This window comes from Pseudomonas sp. TTU2014-080ASC, from assembly GCF_001446935.1.
In the GTDB taxonomy this organism is placed as follows: Bacteria; Pseudomonadota; Gammaproteobacteria; order Pseudomonadales; family Pseudomonadaceae; genus Aquipseudomonas.
In genome coordinates, this window is the sequence record NZ_LKKK01000014.1 from 151,692 (window position 1) to 174,296 (window position 22,605).

Consider the following 22,605-nt stretch of genomic DNA (forward strand, 5'->3'; position numbering starts at 1 on the left):
CTAATATGCGTTATCAACTCCCAATACGTCGAATCAGCATGAAGCGAACCATCCTCAGCGCCACCCTAGCTCTGTCGCTTGCCCTCAATATTCTCCCAGCGGCAGCTAAGGTTTCCGGGCCAACCACCTGGGATTACCTCCAGCCTGATCGTGATCAGGTTATCGCCAGTCTTAACGTTGTGGAGTTGCTTAAGCGTCATCACTACAACAAGCCCCCCCTCAATGACGAGCGCTCAGAGAAGATCTATCAGGGCTACCTGAAGATGCTTGACCCTGCGCGGGTGTATTTCACTGCATCCGATATTGCTGAGTTTGATCAATGGAGAACTCGTTTCGATGACTTCCTCAGAAACGGCAACCTTGAGCCTGGCTTTGCCATCTACAAGCGCCACTTGGAGCGTTTGCAGAGCCGCCTTGAATATGCTCTGAGCATGCTCGACAAAGGCGTTGAGAACATCGACTTCACCGTTGATGAAGAACTGCTGATTGACCGGGAAAATGCGCCATGGGCGAAAGATGTCGCCGAACTTGACGATTTGTGGCGCAAGCGTGTTAAGGACGAAGTCCTGCGTCTTAAAATTGCCGGTAAAGAGCCGAAAGCGATTCAGGACCTGCTCACCAAACGCTATAAAAATCAGCTGACCCGTCTCTCACAGACCCGCGGCGAAGACGTGTTCCAGGCTTATATCAACGCCTTTGCGATGTCCTACGACCCGCATACCAGCTACTTGTCACCGGACAATGCTGAAAACTTTGACATCAACATGAGTCTGTCGCTTGAAGGCATCGGTGCGGTGCTACAGAGCGATAACGAGCACGTGAAAGTCGTGCGTTTGGTGCCAGCTGGCCCTGCCGAAAAAACCAAGCAGATTTCTCCGGCTGACAAAATCATAGGCGTTGCCCAAGGCAACAAAGAGATGGTTGATGTGATTGGCTGGCGCCTGGATGAGGTGGTGAAGCTGATTCGCGGCCCGAAAGGCTCTCAAGTGCGCCTTGAAGTGATTCCGGCCAGCAATGCGCCAAATGATCAGACCAGCAAGATCGTCACAATCACCCGTGAAGCAGTGAAGCTTGAAGAGCAGGCGGCGAAAAAGTCAGTCATCAACCTCTCCCACGAGAACCGCAATTACAAACTCGGCGTTGTTGAAATTCCCGCGTTCTACTTGGATTTCAAGGCCTACCGTGCTGGAGACCCTAATTACAAGAGCACTACTCGCGACGTTAAGCGCCTGATCAGTGAGCTTGAGAAAGAAAAAGTCGACGGCATCGTCATCGACCTGCGTAACAACGGCGGCGGTTCACTGCAAGAGGCCACCGAGCTGACCGGACTGTTCATCGACCAAGGCCCGACAGTGCTGGTGCGCAACAGCGACGGCCGCGTCGACGTGCTTGCTGATGAACACAAAGGCGCGTTCTATAAAGGCCCGATGGCAGTTCTGGTAAACCGCTTGTCTGCGTCAGCATCCGAGATTTTTGCCGGCGCCATGCAGGACTACCACCGCGCCCTGATTCTTGGTGGCCAAACCTTCGGTAAAGGCACAGTGCAAACCATTCAACCGCTCAATCATGGTGAGCTGAAACTGACTCTGGCCAAGTTCTACCGCGTCTCAGGTCAGAGCACGCAACATCAGGGTGTAATTCCGGACATTACCTACCCGGACATTATGGACAACAAGGACATTGGCGAGAGCGCACTGCCCGAAGCCTTGCCTTGGGACAGCATCAAGCCAGCCATTGAGCCTGAGCTTGATCCGATCAAACCGTTCCTAGCGCAGCTGAGCAAACTGCATGAGTCCCGCACCGCAAGTGACCCGGACTTTACCTTCGCACGTGATCGTCTGTCCTTGTCCAAGAAGCTGATGGAAGAGAAAAGCGTCAGCCTCAACGAAGCGAAGCGCCGCGCTCAGCAAAGCAGCATTGAAGCTCAGCAACTGGCCATCGAGAACGCTCGCCGCAAAGCAAAAGGTGAAGACCTGCTAAGCAAAATCAAGGAAGAAGACGAGGAAGCACTGCCGGTTGAAGAAGATAAGATCAAGCCGGAAGATGATGCTTATCTCACTGAATCCGGGCGCATTCTGATCGATTATCTGGGCCTTAACACACAGATAGCTAAACACTAACCTGCAGCTATCAGCAGTAACCCAATCAACGGGGCTGGCACAAACCAGCCCCGTTTTTCATGCACGATAGAAAATGATCTCAACGCGCGGGATTACGGCGCAATGAGCGCTCCTCTCTCAGCGTCTGCTCCTGCACGTCAGCCAGTACCTCTTGGACATAATCGATATGCCGGTTAGAAAGCGTGCGCGCATCCTCTGCCCGTCCATCGATGATCGCTTGGTACAACTCCCGATGCTGCGTAATCAGCATATCCCGGGTCTCATCGCGATGAGCGTACATCCCACCGATATTGGTTACGACGTTGCGCTTGAGCAAATCAAATAATCCGCGGATGGTGTGCAGTAACACCGCGTTGTGGCTCGCCTCAGCTATGGCTAGGTGAAAGCGCGCATCTGCCGCCCCCTCTTCTGCACGGCTGACTTTTCCCTGACGGTCATAACAATCCTGCAGTGCAGCAAAGGCATCACTCAACCGTTCGCGGTCCACCTCGGTAGCACGCAACGCTGCGTAATAGGCACACGAACCTTCGAGGGTATGGCGCAATTCGAGAAGATCACGCTGAGCTTCTGGATGGCTCTCAAGCAAATGCAGCAAGGGGTCGCTGAACGTCGAGCCCAGAGTGTCAGCCACATAGTTGCCACCGCCTTGCCGGCTGATTAGCAAGCCTTTGGCGACTAGTTTCTGAATAGCTTCACGCAAAGACGGCCGGGATACGCCGAACTGCTCAGCCAACACGCGCTCTGCGGGTAAACGCTCGCCACTTTTGAGGCTGCCTTCGAGAATCATTGACTCGAGGTGCTGAACGATATCGTCGGATAACCGACGTGGCTGAACCTGGCCAAAGCCCATACTCATCTGACTCCATAACTGACGCAGCAATATGCGCTGTGAACTGTAACCAACCTGCGCTGTTGCGGCCATAAGCCCATGCAGCCTGAAGTGCAGGTTAGACAAAAGTCGTAGTGCGCCAAATTGACTCCTACAAAGCAGAGACACTATTCTGGTTTTGCAGTCTGTAAATTGGTATTACCAATTAGATCAGGATTTAATCCATGGTCCGTGCTGAAAACGGACAAATGGTAAAAATGACAAACCAAAATAATCAGTGAGTCCGTGCCCATGCAAACCTGGCAACAACTCTACGCGCCCCTCGGCAGCCTTGGCCTTTCAGCCACCGCTGCCTTGATCCCAATTGTATTTTTCTTTCTTGCCCTTGCCGTTTTTCGCCTCAAAGGTCACGTCGCAGGTACGATCACCCTTGCGCTGTCCTTGCTAGTCGCCATTTTCGCCTTTGAGATGCCCGCCAATATGGCATTCGCTGCAGCGGGATATGGTTTCGCTTACGGGCTGTGGCCAATTGCCTGGATCATTGTCTCGGCGGTATTTCTTTACAAACTGACGGTGAAAAGCGGTCAGTTCGAAGTCATCCGCAGTTCAGTACTGTCGATTACCGACGACCAGCGTTTGCAGGTGCTGCTGATAGGTTTCTCCTTCGGTGCGTTCCTGGAAGGTGCCGCCGGTTTCGGGGCTCCTGTAGCAATCACCGCCGCCCTCTTAGTGGGGCTGGGCTTTAATCCGCTGTATGCCGCGGGCCTGTGCCTGATCGCCAACACGGCTCCGGTAGCGTTTGGTGCCTTGGGGATTCCAATCATTGTGGCGGGCCAGGTAACAGGGATTGATGCGTTCGACATCGGAGCAATGACCGGTCGCCAGTTGCCAATTCTGTCTGTAATTGTGCCATTCTGGCTGGTAGCGATGATGGATGGATGGCGTGGCATTAAAGAGACCTGGCCGGCTGCGCTGGTTGCGGGCGTCAGCTTTGCCATCACCCAGTATTTCACCTCAAACTTCATTGGTCCTGAGCTGCCGGATATCACTTCGGCGTTGGTCAGCCTGGTGTGCCTGGCATGCTTCCTGAAAGTCTGGAGTCCACATCGCGAAGCGGACGCGGTCAACTCCGACGGCAGCATCGCAGGTGGCGGGTTCTCGGGCGCACGTACAACTACCCCGTCGCCTTACAGCTTTGCCCAGATTCTCAAAGCTTGGTCACCGTTCTTGATTCTCACCTTGCTGGTGACCATTTGGACGCTGAAGCCGTTCAAAGCTCTGTTTGCAGCTGGCGGCGCGATGTATTCAACCGTCTTCAACTTCGCGATTCCGTACTTGGATCAGCTGGTGGTCAAGGTGGCCCCTATCGTGGCAGAACCGACGACGATGGCTGCGGTGTTCAAACTTGACCCGATCTCTTCAACCGGCACGTCGATTTTCCTCTCGGCGCTGATCTCGATGCTGGTGCTGAAAATTGATCTGCGTACAGGCCTGATCACCCTTAAAGACACCTTCATTGAACTGAAGTGGCCGATTCTGTCCATCGGCATGGTGCTGGCGTTCGCATTTGTCACCAACTACTCGGGCATGTCCAGCACGCTAGCGCTGGTCCTGGCTGGCACGGGCGCCCTGTTCCCGTTCTTCTCGCCATTCCTGGGCTGGTTAGGTGTATTCCTGACAGGCTCGGACACCTCCTCCAACGCTCTGTTCAGCTCGCTACAAGCTACTACAGCCCAACAAATTGGTGTTGACCAGACTTTGCTGGTTGCTGCCAACACCAGCGGTGGCGTGACCGGCAAGATGATCTCACCGCAGTCCATCGCCGTAGCGTGTGCGGCCACCGGGATGGTAGGCAAAGAGTCTGATCTGTTCCGTTTTACCCTGAAGCACAGCCTGATTTTTGCCACCTTTGTCGGTCTAATCACCATCGTGCAGGCCTATTGGCTAACCGGCATGCTGGTTAAGTAAGCCTCCCGGCGCACCTACACAGGCGCGCCTTTTTACGTATTGTTCGACTCATTTTACGGATGAGAAAACCATGATCATCTCTGCCTCAACCGACTACCGTGCGGCGGCCCAACGCCGCCTGCCGCCGTTTCTTTTCCATTACATTGACGGTGGCGCGTACGCAGAACATACCTTGCGCCGCAACGTAGCAGACCTGTCGGACATTGCTCTGCGCCAGCGCGTGTTGCGCAACATGTCAGAGCTGAGCCTTGAGACCAAACTGTTCAACGAAACCCTGAGCATGCCAGTCGCATTGGCCCCAGTCGGCCTCACCGGTATGTACGCCCGCCGTGGCGAAGTCCAGGCCGCTAAGGCTGCTGCGGACAAAGGCATCCCGTTTACCCTGTCCACTGTCTCGGTTTGCCCAATTGAAGAAGTCGCACCAGCCATCCAGCGACCAATGTGGTTCCAGCTGTATGTGCTGAAAGATCGCGGCTTTATGAAGAATGCCCTGGAGAGGGCCAAAGCTTCTGGCGTCACCACGCTGGTTTTCACCGTGGATATGCCAGTTCCCGGTGCCCGCTACCGTGACGCACACTCTGGAATGAGCGGCCCAAACGCGCCCCTGCGACGCATGCTGCAAGCCTGCACCCATCCACGTTGGGCCCTGGATGTTGGCCTGCTTGGCCGCCCGCATGACTTGGGTAATATTTCAACCTACCGTGGCAATCCAACCGGCCTGGCTGACTACATCGGCTGGCTGGGAGCGAACTTCGATCCATCGATCTCTTGGAAGGATCTAGAGTGGATCCGCGAGTTCTGGGACGGCCCGATGGTGATCAAGGGCATCCTCGACCCGCAAGATGCCAAAGACGCCGTGAGCTTCGGTGCTGACGGCATCGTGGTGTCCAACCACGGCGGCCGGCAGCTCGACGGTGTTCTTTCCAGTGCCCGTGCCATGCCTGCAATTGCAGATGCGGTCAAAGGCGAGCTGGCGATTTTGGCGGATTCTGGCATTCGTACCGGGCTGGATGTAGTGCGTATGCTCGCTCTCGGTGCTGACACCGTGATGCTCGGCCGCGCCTTTGTATACGCGCTGGCGGCAGCCGGTGGCGCGGGCGTCAGCAACCTGCTCGAGCTGATCGAAAAAGAAATGCGCGTGGCCATGGTTCTGACCGGCGCTAAATCCATCAGCGAGATCACCACCGACTCGCTGGTACGTGAACTGCGACACGCCGCATCCTGATTCTGGAGTCTGTATGAGCCTGCCCAGCGCCTTTCTGAGCGCCGTTGAACGCCTGATCCCCAGTGAGCGCCTGTTTGACGATCCGCTGTCCACCTTAGCCTTTGGTACAGACGCCAGCTTTTACCGCCTGATCCCGAAACTGGTAATCCGTGTAGAAGCTGAGCTGGAGGTGGTTGACCTGTTGAAACTGGCCCGTGAGCACCAAGTGCCAGTAACATTTCGGGCCGCCGGAACCAGTCTGTCCGGCCAGGCAGTTACCGATTCGGTCTTGATCGTGTTGGGCGACAACTGGAATGGTCGCGAAATCCGTGACAATGGCCAGCAAATCCGCCTGCAGCCAGGAGTTATCGGGGCTCAGGCAAATGCCGTGCTGGCTCCTTTCCAACGCAAAATCGGCCCTGACCCGGCATCAATCAACGCCTGCAAAATCGGCGGCATGGTCGCCAACAACTCAAGCGGGATGTGCTGTGGGACCGCGCAAAACAGCTACCAGACGCTAGCAGGCATGCGCTTCGTGCTGGCTGACGGCACCGTGGTTGATACCGAAGACCCGCAAAGCGTGGCGCGCTTTCGTGACAGCCACAACGCAGTACTTGAGGAGCTGGCCGAACTGGGCCGCCAAACCCGAGCCAACAGTGCATTGGCAGATAAGATCCGCCACAAATATCGGCTCAAGAATACCACCGGCCTGTCCCTTAATTCCCTGATCGACTTTGATGATCCGCTGCAGATCCTAAGCCACCTGATGGTCGGGTCAGAAGGCATTCTGGGCTTTATCAGTGCAGTAACTTACGACACCGTTCCTGATCACCCACATAAAGCCAGCGCCCTGCTCGTCTTCCCTGATGTGGAGAGCTGCTGCCGTGCGGTCACCGTACTCAAACAACAACCGGTTGCTGCCGTGGAACTGCTTGACCGCCGCAGTCTGCGCTCAGTGCAGGACATGCCCGGCATGCCCGATTGGGTTAAAGCACTATCAGATACCGCCTGCGCCCTGCTAATTGAAATCCGGGCGGCCAGCGCCAGCCTGCTGGATGAACACATCCAGCACGTCATGGCCTCTATTGCAAACTATCCGCTGGAGAAGCAGGTAGCGTTCAGCACCGACCCGCAGGTCTACAACCAGCTGTGGAAAATCCGCAAAGACACCTTCCCCGCCGTCGGCGCCGTACGCCAGACCGGCACAACAGTGATCATCGAGGACGTCACCTTCCCCATCGAACAGCTAGCCGAAGGCGTCAACCGCCTGTTGCAACTGTTCGACAAGCACGGCTATGAAGAAGCAATCATCTTCGGCCATGCCCTGGACGGTAATTTGCACTTCGTTTTCACTCAGGGTTTTGATGATCCGCACCAGGTTTCACGCTATGAAGCCTTTATGGGTGATGTGGCACAACTGGTGGCCGTTGAATATGGCGGCGCGCTGAAAGCTGAACACGGTACAGGCCGTAATATGGCCCCATTTGTTGAACTGGAATGGGGGCATGACGCCTATCAGCTGATGTGGCGAATCAAGCGCCTGCTCGACCCCCAAGGCATCCTCAATCCAGACGTCATCCTCACAGAAGACCCACAGCTGCACCTGAAGAATCTCAAACCACTTCCAGCCGCTGATGAGATCGTCGACAAATGCATTGAGTGCGGCTTCTGCGAGCCGGTTTGTCCATCAAAAGGGCTGACACTGAGCCCACGACAACGCATTGTTATCTGGCGGGATATTCAGGCCAAGCAGCGTGCCGGCATAGACACCCGTGAGCTGGAAACTATTTACCACTATCAAGGTATTGATACTTGTGCAGCCACAGGTCTGTGCGCTCAGCGCTGCCCAGTCGGGATTAACACCGGTGATCTGGTGCGCAAGCTGCGCAGCAACACTGCACAACACCCGAAGCGGGCTGACTGGCTGGCCGATAACTTCCAACGCAGCCTGCAAGGTGCGCGACTAGTCCTGAGCACAGCAGCCTTGGCGCATAAGGCGCTCGGCAGTGCGCGCTTGAGTCGGGTGTCCAGCAGTCTGCGCCGGCTCAGCCAGCAGCGACTACCTCTATGGACGCCGGCGATGCCACAAAGCACCTCAGTTGTACAGGTACCCCCCGCACTCGACGACAGTCGTCCAAGAGTGGTCTATCTGCCTGCTTGCGTCTCACGGGTCATGGGCCCTGCTGTGGGTGATCGAGAGCAAACCTCGCTCTTCGACAAAACCCGCGCACTGCTGGAAAAGGCAGGCTATCAGGTAGTTTTACCCGACGCCCTCGACGGACTCTGCTGTGGCCAGCCATTCGCCTCCAAAGGCTATCCGCAACAAGCCGAGCGCAAGCGTCAGGAAATGCTTAACTCACTGCTTAAAGCCAGTCGCGGCGGCATCGATCCGATCTACTGCGATACCAGCCCCTGTACCTTGCGCTTACTCGAGGACACGGTGCAAACGCGCTTAAAGCTTTATGACCCGGTGCGATTCATCCGCGAACACCTGTTAGACCGGCTGGATATCACACCTCAGCAACAGCCCGTGGCAGTTCATGTCACCTGCAGCACACATCACCTGGGCGAAGCCCAAGGCTTGATCGACATCGCCCGGCGCTGCGCCACTGAAGTTGTGATTCCAGAAGGTATTCACTGCTGCGGCTTTGCTGGAGATAAAGGATTTACTCAGCCTGAACTCAATAGCCACGCCCTACGCAGTTTGAAAACCGCAGTGCAGCATTGCTCAGAAGGAATCAGTACCAGCAGAACTTGCGAAATCGGCCTGAGCCAGCATGGCGGAATCGACTATCACGGTCTGGTGTATTTGCTGGACCGGGTCAGTCGCAGAAAGGAACAGGCTCCCGTCAACTGACGGGAGCTGAGGCTTACCCGCGCCGGGCTGATTGAGTATTAAGGCTCGCGAAATATTCTGCCTGGACTGGATCAGCAGGCACACCCTCTGCGCCGGTGCGGTACAACCCTGACAGCCGGTGAGCCGCTGCTGGATGCCCGGCTTCGGCTGCCTGCATCCACCACTTGACTGCCGCGCTGGCATCCGCCGCTTGGTGTATATCACCCGCCAGACTAAGCACACCGAGTTGATAGGCGGCCTTGGCATCACCTGCTTGGGCCGCAAGCGTCAGCAGACGACGCCCCTCATTGCGCGCAGCTGCACCCTGGCCGCGAAACAGCAAAATATGTCCGTAAAAGCTCTGCGCCTGAACATCCCCCAGATTGGCCATACGGGCAAACTGCCCCTCCATCCATGACCAAGCCTTGGGCTGCTTAACCAACCAGCGCCAGTGGAACAATCGGCGCGCCAGGCTGTAGCTCAGTCGCGCTTTGAGAGCATGAAATATCAAACGTCCTCCGGGTAATTGAACTCGAACACCCTAGCCACTTCAGCCGCATGCCACGAGGCCGCGGCTTGGCCATCCGAGGGGCCGCAAAAACGGTTCAGGCGACTGGCACATTCGAAAAAACCAGACCGAGGCATTCGACTGACCCCCTGACTAATTACCAGGGCACTGCGTAGTGGCCTATCAGCCTTGGCATCTAGCGCGGCTAGATACTCCAGGGCAGTCACTAGTGTTTGCATGGCAGGCGTTGGCAATGCGAGACGTTCAATCAGAGCCCGATAGGTGAGCAGATGGCGACTCTTACGAGCAGACTCCAACTCGGTCAGCAGCGCCTGCCAGCTCTGGCGGGTGATGCGCAGACTCAACTCGCCTGCCTCCATCCCTCGATACCCAGCTGCCAGGCCAGCGCCCGTAGGATTGCAGCATCCGGTTCACGTTCGCCCTGCTCAATCATCCCCAAATAATGAGGACTGATACCGACATTGCGCGCTAACTGCTCAATACTCAGCCCCTTCGCCTCACGCAGACTGGCAAGTTCATCCAAACCAGGTCGGGGAGCTGCAGTCACTACAGGCGGCCCAGCAGTCTCCGCAGGCTTGATCCCTGCTGCGCCAAGCAGGGCCTGGTACTCATCCCACGGCAGGACCGCATACTCAGGCTGACCATCACGCTCAATGACTTGAACCTTCATTTATAGCTCTCCAAACATTGACAGTGCCGCGAACAACTCAACAGCCTTATTAATTGCATCTTAACAGCGAGTAGCACGCCAATGTGCCCCCTCAAACGCTGCCTGCACTTTGATGCAAAAAAGGCACCGCAGGCGCTCAGGTCGATTCAGAATTGGGAATAACTTCCAGAGACTTGATCACATGTGCGGATTGCGCTTCTCGCCACTGCTTGAAAGCCGCCAGCTCGTCAGACCATTTTTTGAAAACCCAGGCCAAAACAGCCAGATCATCAATAAAACCCACTCCCAACAACCAATCAGGTATGGCATCAATCGGGGCTACAAAATACAACAAAGCACCGACTACAGAGAGTAAAGCCTGGGGCTTGATCGCACGATATTCGCCACGGATCCAAGCAATACACAGCGACTGAAATATCTTCAGGTTGTCTTTGAGCTCGGAAAAACCATTTCCGAGGCCCTCACGTTTGCGTGCAACTGAAAACAGCAATGAAGGTAACTTTCCTGCGCTGAGGAAACGCTTCGCGAGTAACTCGTAACGAGGGAAGCTTTTCGGTGCTTTCATCTCAACTCCTTCCAATCCCGCGTACCTACTGGTGTATGGACACTTACCCACAAAGCCTGTGGATAACCCTGTGGGCACTTTTAAGACTATCCTTTAAAACCCCCGTTCTACGGGGCCTGCGCACGGATCGACCAGATTTTGAACATGCACAAAATAGTCTTATTATTCAATAAGATACGAAATTTAAAGAACCCGATCCGAAGGCTGCTACTGTGCAAAGAATGCAGGAACATCGAATGTGCATAACAGTAACACCTACAATCACAGGACGTGGTAGCGACATGAGCCACCCTGACCAAAGTACAGCGCCATGTCGTAAAAACAACAACGCCCCGACTTGCGGGGCGCTGTTGCAAAATCTGGATAAGATTTATTCCTTAGCCTGATCCTTGATGCCAATCAGCTCAAGGTCAAACACCAGCACCGAGTTTGCCGGAATGGCCGGTGAAGGGCTGTTATCGCCATAAGCAAGTTCGCTCGGGATAAACAGCTTGTACTTCTCGCCGACGTGCATCAGCTGCAGACCTTCAACCCAACCTGGAATAACACCGCCAACTGGCAGATCAACCGGGCTACCACGCTCTACAGAGCTATCAAATACAGTGCCATCAGTAAGCTTGCCTTCATAGTGAACAGTCACTACATCAGAAGGTTTCGGCTGGGTACCTTCGGCCTTCTTAACAATTTCATACTGCAGACCGCTTTCAGTGGTCACAACGCCTTCACGCTTTCCATTTTCTTCAAGGAATTTCTTACCCGCTTTGGCCGACTCTTCGTTGATCTTGGCCATGCGGTCTTCTGCGCGCTTCTGAAGGAAAGCAAATGCCTCAATAAGCTCTTCGTCTTTCAGACGCTGCTCTTTCTTAGCGATGGCATCCTCAATCCCCAGAGCCACTGCTTTAGGGTCGAGATCATCCATACCTTCCTGCGCCAGACTCTTGCCCATATTCAGGCCAATGCCGTAAGAGGCTTTCTGTGGTGCAGTTTCAAGTTTGACCTCGCTTGTCTGCGAATCGCAGCCGGCCAGAACCAGTCCTACCAGGGCAACCGCCGCGGCTAAACGATGTTGTTTCATGCTTGTTCCTTGTTCGGTACGCCCAGGGGCACAGTTTTGAATACGCGAGCTTAACAGGCCGCTCTTAATACTGGCTATGGGGTTTGGAATAAGAAAAACCGCATAAGTTCAGATATTTAGCTGAACTTAAGGTTGGTCAATAGAGCGAGGATTGTCACAGGAGGGAAGAGAGAAATGGCGCAGCGGACGGGACTCGAACCCGCGACCCCCGGCGTGACAGGCCGGTATTCTAACCGACTGAACTACCGCTGCGCGTAACCTCTAGAGATTGGTGGGTGATGACGGGATCGAACCGCCGACCCTCTGCTTGTAAGGCAGATGCTCTCCCGGCTGAGCTAATCACCCTTCACTCTCGAAGTGGTGCGCATTGTAGAGGCCACGCCACACCTTGGCAAGCGCTATTTTTATTTATTTTTCCTGTTTTTCCAAAGACTTAGCTAAGACTTGGCCGGATGCGAACACCGATTAATAATGGAGTCCGAATATCATTACGGCACGAAACTGTGGTTCTATCTCACGTTCAAACCGATTGATCACACCCGGCTGCCAGTGCCCCAACCCCCTGCCCCAGGCAGGTTTATAAAGGAGTTTCAAGCTTTTATGTGGTTTCGTAACCTGCTGGTCTACCGTCTCACCCAAGACATTCCTCTCGACGCGGACACGCTGGATCGCGCCCTTGCCACTAAAGAAGCACGACCTTGCGCCAGCCAGGAGCTGAGCACGTATGGTTTTATTCCTGCCCTTGGCAAAGGCGCTGACGCCCCACTGGTTCACCCCAGCGGAGATTTCCTGCTGATTGCCGCACGCAAGGAAGAGCGCATCCTTCCTGGAAGCGTGGTGCGCGACGCACTCAAGGAGAAGGTTGACGAGATTGAGTCCGAACAGATGCGCAAGGTCTACAAGAAAGAGCGCGACCAGCTCAAAGACGATATCGTGCAGACCTTCCTGCCACGTGCGTTTATTCGCAAGTCGGCCACTTTTGCAGCTATCGCCCCCAAGCAGGGCTTGATTCTTGTGGACACGTCCAGCCACAAACGCGCTGAAGACCTGCTCTCCACACTGCGCGAGGCGATCGGCTCCCTACCTGTACGCCCACTGACAGTAAAAATTGCCCCAACTGCCACACTTACTGACTGGGTTAAATCACAGCAGGCTGCTCCTGACTTCCATGTTCTCGATGAATGTGAGCTGAAAGATACCCATGAAGACGGCGGCGTGGTTCGCTGCAAACGCCAGGACCTGACAAGCGAAGAAATCCAGCAGCATATGAGTGCAGGCAAGCAGGTGACCCAATTGTCACTGGCTTGGCAGGACAAGCTATCGTTCGTTCTGGACGAAAAACTGGCAATCAAGCGGCTGCGCTTCGAAGACCTGCTGCAGGAGCAAGCTGAGCAAGATGGTGGCGATGATGCACTAAGCCAGCAGGACGCCAGCTTTACCCTGATGATGATGACGCTCGTTGAGTTTCTACCAGCCTTGTTCGAAGCATTAGGCGGCGAAGACACACCTGAAGGCATCTGAGCAAAACCGGCGAAGGCAGCCCCCTCCCAGCTGCCTTCGCCAGATCCACCTATTCCCGGTCTAGCAAGTGAAAACGCGGCAAGCTGATGTGCCAACGTATTGCTGCCAATCGAATAATCAGCACTGTCAGCATCGCAACGGTGGTGTCCAGCCAGTGGGCCGTGTTCAATTCACGCATTGTGATAAATACAACAGCCCCAATCAGGCAGGCCGTGGCATAAATCTCCTTCTGAAAGATCAGCGGAATTTCGTTACAAATCACATCCCGCATGATTCCACCCGCAACCCCGGTCATAACCCCCATAATTACAGCCGTGCTATAGGGCACCTGGTTCTGCAGCGCGATCTCACAGCCAATCACGGTAAACATGGCCAAGCCAATCGCATCTGCAATCAATAATCCTTTCTCATGTATTGGCCGTGTCATGCGTACCCACAGCACGGTACCTACTGCAGCTAATGAGGCCACGAGAATATACAGGTCGTTTCGAATCCAACTGACCGGGTGGTTATCCAGAATCAAATCCCTAAGCGTACCGCCGCCGAGAGCCGTAACGATAGCAATCACCAATACACCGAAGAGGTCCATCGACTTGCGACCAGCCATCAATGCACCGGTAATTGCAAACACAGCCACGCCAAACAAATCGGTGAAATAAAAAAGCTTTTCCATATGTCGTCAGGCTGAAACAGGTGTACGCATGGTTACAAACTCTTCAGCCGCAGTCGGATGCACACCGATCGTTTCGTCAAATATCTGCTTGGTAGCACCTGCTTTGAGTGCCACAGCGAGCCCCTGGATAATCTCGCCAGCCTCAGGTCCCACCATGTGACAACCCAACACCCGGTCGGTGCCAGCGTCGACCACCAACTTCATGAGTGTGCGCTCCTGGCAGTCGGTCATAGTCAGCTTCATTGGGCGGAAACGACTCTCGAATACGCTGATCTCATACCCCTGCTCTCTGGCTTGCTCCTCGGTCAGACCGACCGTGCCGATATTGGGTAGACTGAATACTGCAGTAGGAATCATGCTGTAATCGACCTTGCGATACTCGTCCGGCTTGTAAAGCTGGCGGGCTACAGCCATACCTTCTGCCAGCGCTACCGGCGTAAGCTGAACGCGGCCGATTACGTCACCAATGGCAAAGATCGAGGGCGTACTGCTGCGGTAGTGCTCATCGACCTTGATAAATCCACGCCCATCAAGCTCAACACCGGCATTTTCCAATCCCAGGTTATCCAGCATGGGTCGCCGCCCCGTTGCATAGAAGATGCAATCTGCCTCCAGCACACGTCCATCCTTGAGCGTTGCCTGCAAGCTGCCATCCACTTGCTTGTCGATACGAACAATGTCTGCATTGAACTGCAACTGCATACCGGACTTGGCCAACTCGTCCTTAAGATGATTACGCACAGCACCATCAAAGCCCCGCAGGAACAGATCACCACGGTAAAGCAAAGTGGTCAGCGCGCCCAATCCGTTGAAAACCGATGCAAACTCGACTGCAATGTATCCACCACCGACCACAAGCACGCGCTTGGGCAACTCCTTCAAGTAGAACGCCTCATTGGAGCTAATGGCCAATTCATACCCAGGGATCTGCGGGATCTGTGGCCAGCCTCCAGTTGCAATAAGAATATGACGGGCTGTATAGCGCTTACCCTCTACCTCAACGCTATTGGCATCCACAATACGCCCATGCCCGTCCAGCAACGTTACACCACTGTTCAGCAACAGATTCCTATAAATACCGTTGAGGCGCTCAATCTCCTTGTCCTTATTGGCAACCAGAGTGGACCAATCAAAGCGTGCCTGAGCATCGAACTCCCAACCATATCCCTTCGCCTGCTGGAAATCTTCCGCATAGTGCGCGCCATAAACAAAGAGCTTCTTGGGGACGCAGCCAACATTGACACAGGTTCCTCCCAAGTAACGGCTTTCAACAACCGCGACACGGGCACCATATCCAGCAGCAAAACGTGCCGCCCGCACCCCACCAGAACCCGCCCCAATTACAAACAAGTCGTAGTCGTAAGTCATTTCAGCGCCTCCAAACAATCACCAAGCATACCCCAATGGCGCCACACATGAGCCCATGCTCAACCATTGATTAAGAAAGCCCCCAAATGCAGACAGCCACCCGAAGGTGGCTGTCTGCTAACACGCACAAGCGGAAGCTTTAAAACGCCTTACCTGTCTTGTACAGGTTTTCATAGCAGAAGTTAGTGGCCTCAATATAGCCCTCTGCACCACCACAGTCGAAACGTTTGCCTTTGAATTTATAGGCCATTACACAACCCCGCTGCGCCTGCATCATCAGCGCGTCGGTAATCTGAATCTCCCCACCCTTGCCGGGCTCGGTTTTTTCGATAAGCTCAAAGATATCGGGCGTCAGAATATAGCGACCAATAATCGCCAGGTTAGATGGCGCGTCTTCAGGCTTGGGCTTTTCAACCATGCTGTTAACCCGGTAGATATCTTCGCGAATCATCTCACCGGAGATCACCCCGTACTTGTTGGTCTCTTCTGGCGGTACTTCCTGAATCGCCACGATTGAACACCTGAACTGCTTATACAATTTGACCATCTGAGTCAGTACTGCATCACCTTCCAGGTTCATGCACAGGTCATCAGCAAGAACCACAGCAAAAGGCTCATCACCAATCAGCGGGCGACCGCATAGAATTGCGTGCCCCAAGCCTTTCATTTCAACCTGACGGGTATAGGAGAAGCTGCACTCATTAATCAGCCGACGAATACCGACCAGATACTTTTCCTTATCAGTATTTCGAATCTGGTTTTCCAACTCGTAACTAATGTCGAAATGGTCCTCAAGCGCACGCTTGCCACGCCCGGTAATCATTGCAATTTCAGTCAGCCCAGCCTCAAGTGCTTCTTCTACGCCGTACTGAATCAGCGGCTTGTTCACAATAGGCAGCATTTCCTTGGGCATCGCCTTGGTAGCCGGCAGAAAACGGGTTCCATATCCTGCCGCAGGGAACAAGCATTTCTTAATCATGTTTAGCCTTGAGTGATGTTGGAATGTCGAGTGAAGTTTATCAGGATGGCAACTACTGCAACCACGAGCGATAAATCTGTCAGCACATCAGAGCATATTTCGCCTCTGCGGTTCCCAAATAGCAAAAAACCGGCATTAGCCGGTCTTTAAATACACTGCTGAAAATAGCAACGTAAGATATATGGTGCCCGAAGCCGGGGTCGAACCGGCACGAGGTTACCCTCGAGGGATTTTAAGTCCCTTGCGTCTACCGATTTCGCCATTCGGGCGGTAGCGCTGCATTGCGGCTCAGGACTATATACAGCCTATCTGCAAGCCGCAAGACTTCCATTTGCTAATAAAAAGCCTCGAAGATCATAGATCTACGAGGCTCTTTAAATGGAGGCTGAGGTCGGAATCGAACCGGCGTTCACGGATTTGCAATCCGGTGCATAACCACTCTGCTACTCAGCCTTTAAACTAAACGGACCGCCTAGACGGTCCGTTGAAACTGGAGCGGGAAACGAGACTCGAACTCGCGACCCCGACCTTGGCAAGGTCGTGCTCTACCAACTGAGCTATTCCCGCATGTCGTGTTGACGGTGGCCATTCTATATCTTCAGAACCATTCGTCAAGCCTTTGATTCAAAAAAGTTTATTTCTTTTCAGTCGTGGCTTGAAGGTGCGGCCAGGCGGCCAAAAGATACTGGACCATTGACCAGAGCGTAAGAACAGCCGCGACCAATAACAGCGCATACCCAATACCTACCCAGAGACTCATAGTCGCAGGATTTGCCAACAAAATGATCAAAGCGACCATCTGCGCAGCTGTCTTCCATTTGCCCAGGTTGGAGACCGCAACCTGGGCACGAGCACCGAGTTCGGCCATCCACTCACGCAATGCAGAAACGACGATCTCGCGACCGATAATGATGGCTGCCGGCAGGGTCAACCACAAATTGGCGTGCTCTTCGACCAACAGCACCAGCGCTACTGCCACCATCAGCTTGTCCGCAACAGGGTCAAGAAACGCACCGAACGGCGTGCTTTGCTGCCAGCGGCGAGCTAGATATCCATCCAGCCAGTCGGTGGCAGCAGCTATTGCAAATACCGCACTCGACGCCCAGTAACTCCAGCCAAACGGGATGTAAAACAGCAAGATAAACACCGGGATCAATAGAACACGGAGTACGGTAAGCAAATTTGGGATATTCATTGGCACAAGCTGGCGGGAAAGTTGGTGAGGATTCTACTCGCTGTGGAGTGCTGCATAAATTGTCTCGGCAAGCTTTTTACTAATGCCCGGTACTTTGGCTATTTCTTCGACACTCGCTCTGGATAGTTCCTGCAAGCCACCGAAATGGTTCAACAACTCACGACGACGCTTCGGCCCGACCCCTGTCACCCCTTCTAGAGTCGAAGTTCTGCGAGCTTTGCCACGTCGAGCACGATGCCCCGTAATCGCAAAACGGTGGGATTCATCGCGAATCTGCTGGATCAAGTGTAAAGCAGGTGAATGACCTGGCAATGTAAATTCATGATTTGCATCATTCAGATAGAGGGTTTCCAGCCCCGGCTTCCTCGTCACCCCTTTAGCAACACCCAGTAGCGTGACATCTGCTACAGCGAGCTCAGTGAGTACCTCCCGAGCCATTGCTAACTGCCCCTTGCCCCCATCCACTAACAAGATATCCGGCAACTTCCCTTCACCGTCTTTAGCCCGACTAAAACGGCGAGTCAGCGCTTGGTGCATAGCCGCATAGTCATCCCCTGGCGAGATACCATCAATATTATATCGTCGATAGTCTGACTTAAGCGCCCCTTCCGGACCAAAGACGACGCATGAGGCCACTGTGGCCTCCCCACTTGAGTGGCTGATATCAAAACACTCAAGTCGCTGAGGCACCTCATCCAAGTCCAAGGCCTGGGCCAAAGCCTCAAAACGAGCCGCGACATGTTCGCGATTCGCCAACCTCGAACTCAGTGCCAACTCAGCATTCGTGACGGCTAATTGCTGCCAACGCGCTCGGGTAGCCCTCACGCGATGGCTGATACTCACATCCTTACCTCGCAACTCTCGGATCGCTGCGACCAAGGTTGAAAAGTCATCGTGCTGTGCATTGACAATGAGTTCTGAAGGCAAATCTCGCTCGGGATTATTCAGGTAATACTGTTCTAGGAACGCCAGCAGAACATCGCTGCCCTTCTCCTCAATAACAACTTGGGGAAAGAAGCTCTTGCTGCCTAAAACCCTTCCACCCCTGACAGTTATTAGATGAACGCACGCCCCTCCTGGGCTAACAATAGCCGCAACAATATCAACATTGCCGGAGCCTCCCTCCATACTCTGCTGATCCTGCACGCGTCTTAGTAACGCAATTTGATCGCGCAACTGCGCAGCCTGCTCAAACTCTAGTTTTGTAGATGCCGCCTGCATAGCACTGGAGAGCTCATCTGCAAGCGCATTACTACGTCCTTCCAGAAACATAACTGAATGCCGAACGTCCTCGGCATACTCTGCCCTATCAACAAGCCCCACGCAGGGTGCCTTACAGCGTTTGATCTGATACTGCAGGCATGGCCTGGTGCGATTTTTATAGAAGCTGTCTTCACACTGGCGAACCTGGAAAGCCTTTTGCAGCAGCCCTAAGCTCTCGCGAATAGCCCCCGCACTCGGATAAGGACCGAAATATTTACCCTTTGATGACTTCGCGCCACGATGAATGCTCAGACGTGGGAACTCATCCCCCGAAAGAATCACATATGGATAGGACTTATCATCCCGCAGCAGGATGTTGTATGGCGGACGCCATTGTTTAATCAGCGTCTGTTCAAGTAAAAGGGCTTCAGTCTCATTTGCAGTGATGGTTGTTTCAATCTGCTGAATACGCCTTACTAGCGCTGCGGTTTTAGGGGCGAGCCCTGACTGCCTGAAGTAGCTGCTCAAGCGCTTCTTAAGGTTCTTGGCTTTACCTACGTAAAGTAACTCGCCAGCTTCACCAAGCATGCGATACACGCCTGGCCGACCACTACAAGTAGAGAGAAAGGCCCCAGAGTCAAAAACAGGAGAGCTGACTTTAGTTTGTGGCATCAATCATGCCGTGCCGCACGGCGAGCAAGGCCAACTCTACATCACTGGTGATCGACATCTTTTCGAAAATGCGATAGCGGTATGTGTTGACGGTCTTAGGGGACAAACAGAGGCGATCGGAAATACTCTGCACTTTCTGGCAGTCAGCGATCATCAGAGCAATTTGGATTTCACGCTCTGAAAGTAAGTCAAATGGCGAACCAGTGCTTTGCGGCTGAAAAGACTTGAGGGCTAACTGCTGCGCAATTTGCGGGCTAATGTAACGCTGGCCCGCGAAGACCATGCGAACAGCTTGCACCATTTCGTCGAGCGCCGCACCTTTAGTCAGATAGCCTGCGGCTCCTGCTTGAAGCAGTCGAGTGGGAAACGGATCCTCCTCACACGCTGTCACAGCGATAATTCTGATATCTGGGTAACTGCGGATTAGCTTGCGCGTCGCCTCAAGCCCACCGATTCCCGGCATTTTGATATCCATGAGGACGACATCAGGCTTGAGCTCGCGGGCTTTCTTGAGCGACTCCTCGCCCGAGCTAGCCTCGCCAACCACCTGTAGGCCGTCGATATCTCCGAGCATACGCGCGATGCCGGTACGAACTAGGTCATGATCATCTACAACCAGCACTCTGATCAAACAAGCCTCCCGCTAAATTCTCCACCCTGGCCGACAAAACTGCCAAGAAAAAAGTTGATACTCATATCAACACAAGCCACGGATGGCTGCCACTTCGCAAGCGCGCAGTGAGATTATGTTAGCGAGTTCAGTCAACAGACGGAAGCGCCGAGCTCAACCAGCGTTGCCCCACCAAAACATGCACGACAGTACTCATAGTAGCCGAATACACGTTTACTTTAGTAAACACCAACCTTCTCTATCCAATCCGAGCCCTAAGCAAAGCAAAAATAAACACAAAACAAATATATTAAAAATTCATTGCATCTGAGACTGCTCACCACCTAGCCCATACAGGCAAATTTAGACACACCACTTAAACCCCAGCAAATTTAGAACAACAGCTCGAATAACACATTTTAGCTAGATAGCCAAAACCATTATTGAAAAATATTTCGCTCAAGACAAAAAGTCAGTAACGCCTGATCATTAGTGACCTCAAGCTTTCTCATCGTTGACATTTTCTGTGCACTAACAGTTTTCACACTACGATTTAACACTCTGGCAATGTCGTTTACCGAAAGCCCACCCACAACAAAATGACGCAAAACCTCATACTCACGCGCCGAAAGCTTTGCAACCCCCATATCATTATCATTCAAACTGGAAGTAACAGCCATTGGTGGCACAGGCGATACCGTTCCACGATAAACACGCTTACGGAGTATGGTTCCAAGCGCAACCAGAATCTCATTAAGGTCACGAGTTTTATGCAATACTCCGGAGACACCAAGCCCATATAGACTGGAAATTAGTGGCGCATTCTTTAGCATTGTGAGGATCAGAACTTTAGTCTCTGGATAATGCCTGAGCAGGTACTCCACCAATTTCATCCCGTCGCCATATCGACTATCGCCTGGCATGTTGTAATCAGTAATAACAACGTCAGGCTTGAGTCTATCATATAACTCAACTAGCTCGCTCGAGCTTCTGGCCTCACCTACAAGCTCGAAGCGGGAATCACGATCCAGAATCTCACGGACGCCCATCAGGACGACGGGGTGGTCATCCGCAGCTACCACTTTAATTTTTTCCATGCACTCACCCAAGCTATTTTAAATAGCACTCAATAAAGAATTTCCAGCTTTTAAAAAACCTCAGCAACTAAAATCACCTGACGAGATTGCATAAAGCCTCCCCACCTATCTTTAGAGAAAGATAGACAATCTTAAAATACATTGATGTAGAAAATAAGGAATAGAACAAGTTCGAAAAATATTACATTTTCAAAACCAGCTCTTAATAGCTTTATTGTTTAATTTCAACCATCTAATCCACACAATTCACGCACAAGCTATTTAGCAATCACAACGTCTGACCGAGAATCTCGAGATCATCAATGCGCGACAATAAGAAATGTCTTAATATGCTTCCGCAGGCATGAAAACTAAGAGCATTTAGATCATTAGATCCGCATATTCTCCCACTACGAGCACAACTCGACCTTGACTGGGGCATTTGCTCATATACTGATGTGCCTCAACCACGTCTTCAAAGCTGAAGACTTTATTGATACATGGCTTTAAAAGCCCATCGACAGTCAACATTCGGATTGCTTCGAGCGCTTTGGATACAGCCTTTGTATTCTGTGGAATACCAACTGACTCATTGCCGGTGAAATTAGTCACCATATTGATATAGAAACGAATATTCTTCTTAAATGCTGCGCATGCAGGCAGAGAGGTCTCATTACCACCATAGAGATCAAACAGTACCAAGCGGCCACCCACTGCAATAGCATCACCCAGCAATCGCATTTGCGGCCCCCCCAACGCGTCCATGATCACGTCGGCACCGCGCCCATTGGTTAGTTTGTTGACGCGACCTACCAGATCCTCTTCGTCAGTCACGATGACATGGTCAGCGCCCAGATTCAGTAGCCACTGCTTGTCAGCCCCAACAACTGTTGCAGCGATGACGTTACCGCCTAAAGCTTTAACCAACTGCAGAATGTATGGCCCCCAGCCACGACTCGCCGCGGTAACGAGAACAGTCTCGCCGGCTTTGAGATCAGCTAGCTCAACCAAACCAAACCACCCCACTAGCGAAGGGAAGTAATGGGCGGCAGCCTGTTCAGGTGTCAGGGTTTCGGGATAACGAACAAGCGATTTCGCTGGCAATACTGTCTCATCGGCATAGCAGCTGTAAGCATTAACACCATGCGCAGGAAAACTCGCCACTTTGTCTCCTGGCTTGAATTCGGTCACAGACGCCCCAACTGCTTTGACCACACCTGCCAGCTCGTAGCCCAAGCCTGAAGGCAGGGTTACTGAACAGGGTGCTAGGTTTTGCCTGCACAGCACGTCAAACCAGCTCATGCCAATTGCGTCGACTGAGATGAGGACTTCATCTGCTGACAAGGGGGCTGTGGGCTGCACTTCAATCTTAAGGACCGAAGGATCACCGAATTCATGAAAACGAACGACACGGGACATCGTGGGCCTCTCAAAACTCAATGCGATGGCGACTGTGAAAAGTACTGCGCAACTATGCTTGATGCGCTCTAATGACCTTATCCGTACTCGGAA

General features: G+C 53.2%; 19 protein-coding genes and 5 tRNA genes. 5 read left to right on the forward strand and 19 right to left on the reverse strand.

What is annotated here, in order from left to right; all coding sequences use genetic code 11:
• Nucleotides 1-38 precede the first annotated feature (38 nt).
• A complete protein-coding gene (locus AO726_RS18415) occupies nt 39-2,120 on the forward strand; it encodes a carboxy terminal-processing peptidase (RefSeq protein ID WP_058069569.1) in 2,082 nt (693 codons plus the stop codon).
• A 79-nt stretch (nt 2,121-2,199) separates the two neighbouring features.
• Here AO726_RS18415 and AO726_RS18420 read toward each other — a convergent pair whose 3' ends face one another.
• Entirely contained in the window at nt 2,200-2,970 is a 771-nt protein-coding gene (locus AO726_RS18420; RefSeq protein ID WP_058069570.1) for an FCD domain-containing protein, read from the reverse strand.
• Between the two features lie 270 nt (nt 2,971-3,240).
• Between AO726_RS18420 and AO726_RS18425 the strand changes: the two genes are divergently transcribed.
• The 3 genes from AO726_RS18425 (at nt 3,241) to AO726_RS18435 (ending at nt 8,978) form a co-directional block, all read left to right on the forward strand.
• Complete coding sequence (locus AO726_RS18425) at nt 3,241-4,917, forward strand: lactate permease LctP family transporter (RefSeq protein WP_058069571.1); 1,677 nt, start codon at nt 3,241-3,243, stop codon at nt 4,915-4,917.
• A 70-nt stretch (nt 4,918-4,987) separates the two neighbouring features.
• Complete coding sequence (gene lldD / locus AO726_RS18430) at nt 4,988-6,142, forward strand: FMN-dependent L-lactate dehydrogenase LldD (protein WP_058069572.1); 1,155 nt, start codon at nt 4,988-4,990, stop codon at nt 6,140-6,142.
• Nucleotides 6,143-6,155: 13 nt separating this feature from the next.
• Nucleotides 6,156-8,978, forward strand: a complete 2,823-nt coding sequence (locus tag AO726_RS18435; protein WP_058069573.1) for an FAD-binding and (Fe-S)-binding domain-containing protein — start codon at nt 6,156-6,158, stop codon at nt 8,976-8,978.
• A gap of 13 nt (nt 8,979-8,991) precedes the next feature.
• Here AO726_RS18435 and AO726_RS18440 read toward each other — a convergent pair whose 3' ends face one another.
• The 7 genes from AO726_RS18440 to AO726_RS18470 all read right to left on the reverse strand — a co-directional run bounded on the left by AO726_RS18440 (nt 8,992) and on the right by AO726_RS18470 (nt 12,141).
• On the reverse strand, nt 8,992-9,465 hold the full coding sequence (locus AO726_RS18440) for an SEL1-like repeat protein (protein ID WP_177330571.1): 474 nt from the start codon (nt 9,463-9,465) through the stop codon (nt 8,992-8,994).
• Nucleotides 9,465-9,830, reverse strand: a complete 366-nt coding sequence (locus AO726_RS18445) for a hypothetical protein (RefSeq protein ID WP_177330567.1) — start codon at nt 9,828-9,830, stop codon at nt 9,465-9,467. Before AO726_RS18445 ends, AO726_RS18440 begins: the two co-directional genes overlap by 1 nt.
• On the reverse strand, nt 9,827-10,156 hold the full coding sequence (locus AO726_RS18450; protein WP_058069575.1) for a helix-turn-helix domain-containing protein: 330 nt from the start codon (nt 10,154-10,156) through the stop codon (nt 9,827-9,829). The genes AO726_RS18445 and AO726_RS18450 overlap by 4 nt, the downstream gene beginning before the upstream one ends.
• Before the next feature lie 136 nt (nt 10,157-10,292).
• Nucleotides 10,293-10,721: a YkvA family protein gene (locus tag AO726_RS18455; protein WP_058069576.1), complete on the reverse strand. Its 429-nt coding sequence runs from the start codon at nt 10,719-10,721 to the stop codon at nt 10,293-10,295.
• A 370-nt stretch (nt 10,722-11,091) separates the two neighbouring features.
• The gene (locus AO726_RS18460; RefSeq protein WP_058069577.1) at nt 11,092-11,796 is read right to left on the reverse strand and encodes an FKBP-type peptidyl-prolyl cis-trans isomerase; all 705 of its coding nucleotides are present in this window, start codon (nt 11,794-11,796) and stop codon (nt 11,092-11,094) included.
• 175 nt (nt 11,797-11,971) lie between these two features.
• A tRNA-Asp gene (locus tag AO726_RS18465) sits at nt 11,972-12,048 on the reverse strand.
• Between the two features lie 17 nt (nt 12,049-12,065).
• Nucleotides 12,066-12,141 (reverse strand) — tRNA-Val (locus tag AO726_RS18470).
• Nucleotides 12,142-12,396: 255 nt separating this feature from the next.
• On the opposite strand from AO726_RS18470, the gene rdgC reads away from it, so the two are divergent.
• Nucleotides 12,397-13,317 (forward strand): recombination-associated protein RdgC, encoded by a 921-nt coding sequence (gene rdgC / locus AO726_RS18475; RefSeq protein ID WP_058069578.1) that lies wholly within the window; start codon nt 12,397-12,399, stop codon nt 13,315-13,317.
• Nucleotides 13,318-13,366: 49 nt separating this feature from the next.
• Here rdgC and AO726_RS18480 read toward each other — a convergent pair whose 3' ends face one another.
• The 11 genes from AO726_RS18480 to AO726_RS18530 all read right to left on the reverse strand — a co-directional run bounded on the left by AO726_RS18480 (nt 13,367) and on the right by AO726_RS18530 (nt 22,512).
• Complete coding sequence (locus tag AO726_RS18480; protein WP_058069579.1) at nt 13,367-13,990, reverse strand: trimeric intracellular cation channel family protein; 624 nt, start codon at nt 13,988-13,990, stop codon at nt 13,367-13,369.
• 6 nt (nt 13,991-13,996) lie between these two features.
• Nucleotides 13,997-15,358 carry a glutathione-disulfide reductase gene (gene gorA / locus AO726_RS18485; RefSeq protein ID WP_058069580.1) on the reverse strand — a complete coding sequence of 454 codons (1,362 nt, stop codon included), beginning with the start codon at nt 15,356-15,358 and terminating at the stop codon, nt 13,997-13,999.
• Nucleotides 15,359-15,497: 139 nt separating this feature from the next.
• Complete coding sequence (galU, locus tag AO726_RS18490) at nt 15,498-16,337, reverse strand: UTP--glucose-1-phosphate uridylyltransferase GalU (protein ID WP_058069581.1); 840 nt, start codon at nt 16,335-16,337, stop codon at nt 15,498-15,500.
• A gap of 182 nt (nt 16,338-16,519) precedes the next feature.
• Nucleotides 16,520-16,606 (reverse strand) — tRNA-Leu (locus AO726_RS18495).
• Nucleotides 16,607-16,716: 110 nt separating this feature from the next.
• Nucleotides 16,717-16,790 (reverse strand) — tRNA-Cys (locus tag AO726_RS18500).
• Between the two features lie 38 nt (nt 16,791-16,828).
• A tRNA-Gly gene (locus AO726_RS18505) sits at nt 16,829-16,904 on the reverse strand.
• A gap of 67 nt (nt 16,905-16,971) precedes the next feature.
• Nucleotides 16,972-17,532 (reverse strand): CDP-diacylglycerol--glycerol-3-phosphate 3-phosphatidyltransferase, encoded by a 561-nt coding sequence (gene pgsA, locus AO726_RS18510; protein WP_058069582.1) that lies wholly within the window; start codon nt 17,530-17,532, stop codon nt 16,972-16,974.
• A 33-nt stretch (nt 17,533-17,565) separates the two neighbouring features.
• Nucleotides 17,566-19,407: an excinuclease ABC subunit UvrC gene (uvrC, locus tag AO726_RS18515; protein ID WP_058069583.1), complete on the reverse strand. Its 1,842-nt coding sequence runs from the start codon at nt 19,405-19,407 to the stop codon at nt 17,566-17,568.
• Complete coding sequence (gacA, locus tag AO726_RS18520; RefSeq protein WP_058069584.1) at nt 19,394-20,038, reverse strand: response regulator transcription factor GacA; 645 nt, start codon at nt 20,036-20,038, stop codon at nt 19,394-19,396. The genes uvrC and gacA overlap by 14 nt, the downstream gene beginning before the upstream one ends.
• 419 nt (nt 20,039-20,457) lie before the next feature.
• Entirely contained in the window at nt 20,458-21,114 is a 657-nt protein-coding gene (locus tag AO726_RS18525) for a response regulator transcription factor (RefSeq protein ID WP_058069585.1), read from the reverse strand.
• A 360-nt stretch (nt 21,115-21,474) separates the two neighbouring features.
• Complete coding sequence (locus AO726_RS18530; RefSeq protein ID WP_058069586.1) at nt 21,475-22,512, reverse strand: zinc-dependent alcohol dehydrogenase family protein; 1,038 nt, start codon at nt 22,510-22,512, stop codon at nt 21,475-21,477.
• Nucleotides 22,513-22,605: the final 93 nt, after the last annotated feature.